General features: G+C 68.8%; 4 protein-coding genes. All 4 read right to left on the bottom strand.

What is annotated here, in order from left to right:
* Positions 1 to 104 precede the first annotated feature (104 nt).
* The gene (locus BST44_RS24110) at positions 105 to 977 is read right to left on the bottom strand and encodes a haloalkane dehalogenase (RefSeq protein WP_083179540.1); all 873 of its coding nucleotides are present in this window, start codon (positions 975 to 977) and stop codon (positions 105 to 107) included.
* A 66-nt stretch (positions 978 to 1,043) separates the two neighbouring features.
* Positions 1,044 to 2,297, bottom strand: a complete 1,254-nt coding sequence (gene kasB, locus BST44_RS24105) for a 3-oxoacyl-ACP synthase KasB (RefSeq protein WP_083179539.1) — start codon at positions 2,295 to 2,297, stop codon at positions 1,044 to 1,046.
* 220 nt (positions 2,298 to 2,517) lie between these two features.
* Positions 2,518 to 4,605: a substrate-binding domain-containing protein gene (locus tag BST44_RS24100; protein ID WP_083179538.1), complete on the bottom strand. Its 2,088-nt coding sequence runs from the start codon at positions 4,603 to 4,605 to the stop codon at positions 2,518 to 2,520.
* Positions 4,606 to 4,713: 108 nt separating this feature from the next.
* Positions 4,714 to 6,909 (bottom strand): malate synthase G, encoded by a 2,196-nt coding sequence (locus BST44_RS24095; RefSeq protein ID WP_083179537.1) that lies wholly within the window; start codon positions 6,907 to 6,909, stop codon positions 4,714 to 4,716.
* Positions 6,910 to 7,045 lie beyond the last annotated feature (136 nt).

Genomic DNA, 7,045 nt, shown 5'->3' with positions numbered 1-7,045 from the left:
CTCGCTCCAAACACGGTCAGCCATGCAGCTCCTTCCATCAGGAGCTCAGACTGTCAACAACCTCAGTCAGTTTTAGACCTAGGCGCGCAGAGCCACCGGGAAGTTCAGCCGAAGCGCTCGATGATCGCCGCGGCGATCCGGTCCGGGGCGTCCTCCTGGATGAAGTGCTTGGCGGTGGGCAACTCGACCAGAACATGGTCGGGAAAGGCCGCCCGCATCCGCGGGAGGGTCGGGCCGGGCCGGAACGCGAAGTCCTTCATGCCCCAGACGAACAGGGCGGGTTTGGCGCCCAGTTTGGCCGGCACCTCCCGGGCGAGCCGGGCCAGCAGCGGATGGGCGGCCAGGATCTGCTTGGGCATCTCCGCGACGCCCTTGCGTGCCTCGGGGTTGGGCTGCACCGCCCGGTAGTGCTCCATCACCGCGTCGCTCGGGCGGTGCTCGGTTCCCGCGGGGACGAGACGCTCGACGAAGAAGTTGTGCCGCAAGATCGCGTATTGCATTGGGGGACTTGACATCACCCGGCTGAACAGCTTGGGCGTGAAATCGTCCGCCGGCCAGAACCAGGTGTTGCCCAGGACGACGCCGCGCACCCGCTCGGCGCGCTCCACCGCGACCGCCATGCTGATCGGTCCGCCCCAGTCCTGGCCCATCGTCAGGTAGCCGTCCAGTTCCAGGTGGTCGACGAACTCGCCGACTACCCGGGCATGCTCCTCGATGGTGTACCCGAACCCCGCGGGCCGGTCCGAGAGCCCGAACCCGAGGTAGTCCGGGGCGATGCAGCGGAATTTGTCACGCAGCGCGAGGACGATGTTGCGATACAGGAAGCTCCACGTCGGGTTGCCGTGGAACAGCAGAATCGGCGGGCCCGTAAACCCTTCGGGGCCTTCGTCGATGTAGTGCATGCGTCCCCGCGAGCTGTCGAACCAGCGCGACTGGAACGGGTAGAGCGTGGGGTCAGGGGTGAAATCGATGCTCATGGCGCTCCTTCGGTAGCGCTCACGATGCTAGAACCGCGGTGTGACATCCCGCGGGCCGGCGACGCGTCAGTACCGGCCGAAGGCCAGGGCGACGTTGTGCCCGCCGAACCCGAACGAGTTGTTGATGGCGTACCGGTAGTTGCCCCGCCGGGGATTGCCGGACACCACATCCAAGTCGATTTCCGGGTCGAGGTTCTCCAGGTTCAACGTCGGCGGAACGACCTGGTCGCGCAGCGCCAGCACGGTCAGGATCGACTCGACCGCGCCGACCGCGCCCACCGAATGCCCCAGCGCGGATTTGGGCGCGTACACCGCCGGTTTGTTGGCGCCCAGCGCGTTGTTGATGGCCTTGCCCTCGGCCAGATCGCCGATCTGTGTTCCGGTGGCGTGGGCGTTGACGTGGTCGATGTCGCCGGGCGTGAGGCCGGCCAGCTGGATGGCGCGGGTCATCGCGTGGCCCGCGCGTTTCCCGCCGGGATCCGGGGCAACCATGTGGTAGCCGTCGGACGTGACGCCGGCCCCCATCAACCGGGCCAGGATGCGCGCCCCGCGGGCCTTGGCGTGCTCCTCGGTTTCGAGCACCATCAGCGCGCCGGCCTCGCCGAACACGAAACCGTCGCGGTCCTTGTCGAACGGGCGGCACGCACCGGCGGGATTTTCGTTGTTGGTCGACATCACGATCCGCATGTTCGCGAAGGCGGCGATCGGCACGGCCTCGATCCTGGTCTCGACGCCGCCGCAGATGGCGACGTCGGCCTCGCCGAAGACGATCGCCTGCCAGGCGCGGGCGATGGCCTCCGAACCCGACGCGCACGCCGACACCGGCGTCATCACGCCGGCCCTGGCGTGCCGTTCCAGCCCCACCGCCTGCGCTGCGGCGTCGGGCATGTACTTGCTGACGGCCAGCGGTGAGACCGCCTTGACGCCGCGGGCGCGCAGCGTGTCACGGGTGAACACCAGCTCCTCGCCGGAACCGAATCCGGTGCCGATGGACACCAGCAGGCGGTTGGGGTCGACCTCGGGGGAGCCGGCGTGGTCCCAGGCCCGCCGGTTCACGATGGCCGACATCCGCGCCAGGTAGCCGGTCCTGCGTAGCTCGGCGGGGTTGAGCTCGCTGTCGAATTCCTCCAGCAGGTGCCCACCGATGCGAACCGGCAGGTCGAACTCCTCCACGAACGGGTCGTCGAGCGTGCGGATTCCGCTTTGGCAGTCGAGCAGCAACTTCCAGGTGGTCTCCGCGTCGGTGGCCAACGCGGTGGTCATGGCGATGCCGGTGACGACCACGTCCGGAAGTGCTTGTCCAGTGATCATTTTCGTCATTGCTGTTGTGGATCATCCTTTCGCGGCGCCACCCCGGTCGTCTGCACCGACCCGCGCGTCATCGGGGCACCCTCCGGATCGAGCGCAAGACGCTCGCCCGGAAACCTTCGCACTGCTCCCCATAGCGTCGGCCGTGGAATCGACCTCGATCGAGCCTAGCGGCAAGTTGCCGTCCCGACCGTGAAGCCCCGCCCAAACGTTCTCTCGCCGTCGCCGCGCCTCAGCTCAGGAAGGCGTTGAGCGCCGCGGCCAGGTCGGGCGACGCGGAGGTGGTCAGGTTCTGGTAGCCGCCGCCGCTGAGCTGGGCGACGGCCTCCCAGGTGGCGCGGTCCGGGTCGGCGCCGAAGTCGATGACGTTCACCGCGATGGGTTTGGCCGGGTCCGCGCTCTTGCGGATGAAATCCTGCAACCCGGCGCCGTCCAGGGTCTGGTCGGTGTGCGGGCCGGCGGTGATGACCAGGATCGAGTTGGTCTGGCCCGTGCGGTAATTGGCCTGCAGATCCTGATAGAGCATGCGCAGCGTGGTGAACGACACCGCACCGCCCGGCGACGAATACTGCTTGTCCAACGCGGCCGTCAGCGCCGCCGAGCGTGGCTGGCCGTTGACCGGGTCGCTCAGCGGACCGCCGGGCACCTCGGAGCGTCCCTCGTGGCCGTCGAACGTCCACAGGCCGACCACCGAGGTGGGCGGCAGCGCCTTGATCTTGTCCTGCAGCGCCGCGATCACGTTCGCCAGCCGGGTCTTTCCGCCCTCCTGGCCGGGCATGGACTGGTCGAGCATGATGGTGGCGGCCAGCCCGCTCGACGGGGTGGCCATCGCCTCGGCCAGCGTCGCGCGCATCGCCTCGTCGCCCACCGACAGCGTCGCGGGCAGCGCGGGGAACGTGGTGACCGGGCTGCTCGGCGGCGTGACGCCGTTGACCCGGAAGCCGGCCTTGGCCAGCTTGTCGAGCTGGTCCGGCTTGTGCATGAAACGGGCGAACTCGCTGGCGGCCGACGTCTGCTCCTGGGTCAGCCACGAGCCGCTGAGCAGCACCGTGGGATAGTCGGCGACCGGGACCGGCCCGGGCGGCAGCCACGAGGCCAGCATGCTCTTGGCGTCGGGTAGGGATTGGCCCCGCTGGAACAGCTGCTGTTCGGTGGTGACGACCGCGTGCACCGGGGCGGTCGCGGCGTCACCGGGCTTCAGCAAGGCGTTCATCGCCTCGGTCAGCGAGTTGTCCGCCAGTTTGGGTTGCCCGCTCAGCAGGGCGCGCACCGCACCCGTGCCCTGCGTCGCCGGTGCGCCGGCGGGCACCGATGCCGCCGCGACCGCCTCCCCGGCCAGGAACGCCGCGTCCCCGTTGCCGTTCATCGGCAGAGCCAGCCGCAGCGGGCCCCACCCCGGCAAGTTCACCGCGGCCAGGCCGTTCGGGTTGGTCTGCAGCCCGGGCAGCGCCGCCCAGTTCTGGCCGGCCAGGGCCGACGCGAGTTCGGGCCGGACGGCCAGCACCACCGGCGACGCCACGAGCGAGCGGCTGTCGGTGATCGTCTTCTGCGCCGTCGCCCCGGCGAGCCGCGCCGCGGAGACCGAGCTGCCCGGGATCCACAACGCGGGCTGCCCGCCCAGCTCGGCGGGCCACTTGCCGATGAAGCCGTTCAGCACCGCGTCGGAGCCGGCCGGCTTGACGCTGACCTCCATGCAGTGGTCACCGACCGGGCCGGCCGAGGAATTGTAGCTCTCGGCGAACTGCCGCACGGAGTCGGCGATCGACGGGTCGGCGATGACGGCGACGGTCTCCTTGCCGCCCACGCAACGGCCGGCGGCCCGGTGCGAGCGGTCGGACAGCGCGTCACCGAAGAAACTCCACAGGATGACGGTGCCCACCACCACGATCACGGCGACGAGCGCCACGATCACGCCGACGCTGACTCCCCGGCGCCCGCCCTCGCTGCGATGGCCGCCGCGCCACTCGCCGAGGCCCCGGTGGCCGCGGGCGAACAGCGACGGCGACGAGGCCGGCGGCTCGGCGCTCGACGGGCCCGGCCGGCGCGGCGGAAACTCCGGGTACTCATCAGCGGTGCCGTCGGCGAACGCGTCCTCGTCCGCATCAGGTTCGTCGTCCGCATAGCGATCGTCGTCCGCATAGCGATCGTCGTCGGCATAGAGGTCGTCGTCGGCGTAGCGGTCGTCGCGCGGATAGCCGCCGTCGTCCGCGTGGTCCTCGTAGTCCTCGGTGACGGCGTCCCGACGATCGTGATCCGTCTCGCCGCTTTCGCGCGGCTCGCCGACGGAGTCCTCAGGGTCGGGCAAACTGTGCCTACCCATAGCGGTGCCCGTCGCCTTTCCGTCGATCCATCCGACTTGTTGTCAACCCGCCGCTGATCTTAGCGATCAGCCGCATCGATGCCTGCTGAGCCCGATTAAGGCACGGGCTCAGTTTGATTGCGCGGCGCGGGCCTTCACCTCGCGCCGACGGCGATGCAGGATCGGCTCGGTGTAGCCGTTGGGCTGCTGCGTCCCGGTCAGGATCAGGTCCTGCGCGGCCAGGAAGGCCAGGCTGTCGTCGAAGTTGGGCGCCATCGGCAGGTACGCCGCGTCCTTGGCGTTCTGCTCGTCGACCAGCGGCGCCATCCGCTCCAGGCTGGCCCGCACGTCCTCTTCGGTGATCACGCCGTGGCGCAGCCAGTTGGCCAGCAGCTGGCTCGAGATCCGCAGCGTGGCACGGTCTTCCATGAGGGCCACGTCGTGGATGTCGGGCACCTTCGAGCAGCCGACGCCCTGGGCGACCCAGCGCACCACGTAGCCGAGGATCGACTGACAGTTGTTGTCGAGCTCCTCGCGGATCTCCTCGGGTGCCCAGGCCAGTTCCTTGGCCAGCGGGATGGTCAGCAGTTCGTCGATGGTGGTGCGCTTCTGGCCGGCCAGCTCCTCCTGCACGGCGCCCACGTCGACGTAGTGGTAGTGCATCGCGTGCAGGGTGGCCGCCGTCGGCGAGGGCACCCAGGCGGTGGTGGCGCCGGCCTTGGGCTGGTCGATCTTCTGCTCCACCATGTCGGCCATCAGCTCGGTCATCGCCCACATGCCCTTGCCGATCTGCGCCTTGCCCTTGAACCCGGCGGCCAGGCCGATGTCGACGTTGGCGTCCTCGTAGGCCTTGATCCAGGTGCTGTTCTTCATCGCGCCCTTGCGGATCATCGGACCGGCCTCCATCGACGTGTGGATCTCGTCGCCGGTGCGGTCCAGGAAGCCGGTGTTGATGAACACGACACGGTCGGCCGCGGCCTTGATGCACGCCTTGAGGTTGACGGTGGTGCGCCGCTCCTCGTCCATGATGCCGACCTTGAGGGTGGCCTGCGGCAGGCCCAGGACGTCTTCGACGCGGCTGAACAGTTCGCAGGTGAAGGCGACCTCGTCGGGCCCGTGCATCTTCGGCTTCACGATGTAGATCGACCCGGTGCGGCTGTTGGCCAGGGGGCCGTTCGCGTCGCCGGTCTTGAGCCCGTGGATCGCGGTGAGGCCGGTGAACAGCGCATCCATGATGCCCTCGAACACTTCATTGCCCTCGGCGTCCACAATGGCGTCGTTCGTCATCAGGTGCCCGACGTTGCGGACGAACAGCAGGCTGCGGCCCGGCAGGGTCAGCTGCCCCGCGCCGTCTGGGGTCGTGTAGGTGCGGTCGGAGTTCAGCACCCGGGTGAAGGTCTTGCCGTCCTTGGCGACCTCCTCGGACAAATCGCCCTTGTTCAGCCCGAGCCAGTTGCGGTAGCCGAGCACTTTGTCGTCGGCGTCGACGGCGGCCACCGAGTCCTCGAAGTCCATGATCGTGGTCACGGCCGACTCCAGCACCACGTCCTTGATGCCGGCGCGGTCGGTCTTGCCGACCGGCGATTCGGGGTCGATCAGGATCTCGATGTGCAGGCCGTGGTTGACCAACAGCACCGACCAGTCGGGGGAGCCGAGTTCGCCGGTGTAGCCGGCGAACTTCTCCGGGCTGGCCAGTCCGACGGACCCGTCGGCGGTCGCGACCTTCAGCCGGCCGTCTTCGACGGACAGGCCCGTCGCGTCGGCCCAGGAGCCGGACTCCAGCGGCACCGCCCGGTCGAGGAAGTTGCGGGCATAGGCGATGACCTTGTCGCCGCGGACCTTGTTGTAGCTGGTGCCCTTCTCGGCGCCGTCATCCTCGGGGATGACGTCGGTGCCGTAGAGGGCGTCGTACAGCGACCCCCAGCGCGCGTTCGCGGCGTTCAGCGCGAAGCGGGCGTTGAGCACCGGCACCACCAGCTGGGGGCCCGCGGTCGTGGTGATCTCGTCGTCGACGCCCGACGTCGTGATCGTGAAGTCCTCGGGTTCGGGGAGCAGGTAACCGATGTCGGTGATGAACTGGCGGTAGGCGTCGACGTCGAACGGCTCGATCACGCGTTGCCGGTGCCACTTGTCGATCTGGGCCTGCAGCTCGTCGCGGCGGTTGAGCAGCTCCTGGTTCTTCGGGGTGAGGTCGGTGACGACTTTGTCGACTCCCGCCCAGAAGCTGTCCGGGTCGATATCGGTGCCGGGCAGGGCCTCGTTGTTCACGAAGTCGTAGAGCACTCGGGCGACGCGCAGGTTCCCCGCCGACACGCGATCAGTCATGTTTCTCCTCCAAAATGAAGCCTCACCAAGCCGCCATTGGCTTGGAGTGGCAATGTCCTCAGCGTACCGAGCAGCAGCCCGTTGGGCGTATCCGCCCGACTCGCCACACCAGGTCAGGCCGCGCTGGCAGCTCCAA

It is taken from the genome of Mycobacterium scrofulaceum (assembly GCF_002086735.1).
Taxonomy (GTDB): Bacteria; Actinomycetota; Actinomycetes; order Mycobacteriales; family Mycobacteriaceae; genus Mycobacterium; species Mycobacterium scrofulaceum.
Note: the sequence above shows the minus strand (reverse complement) of the source record. Positions and strands in the feature narration are given on the sequence as shown.

Coding starts and splice junctions, on each gene's coding strand:
- BST44_RS24110 (WP_083179540.1), bottom strand. CDS start 977: ATGAGCATCGATTTCACCCCTGACCCCACGCTCTACCCGTTCCAGTCG.
- kasB (WP_083179539.1), bottom strand. CDS start 2,297: ATGACGAAAATGATCACTGGACAAGCACTTCCGGACGTGGTCGTCACC.
- BST44_RS24100 (WP_083179538.1), bottom strand. CDS start 4,605: ATGGGTAGGCACAGTTTGCCCGACCCTGAGGACTCCGTCGGCGAGCCG.
- BST44_RS24095 (WP_083179537.1), bottom strand. CDS start 6,909: ATGACTGATCGCGTGTCGGCGGGGAACCTGCGCGTCGCCCGAGTGCTC.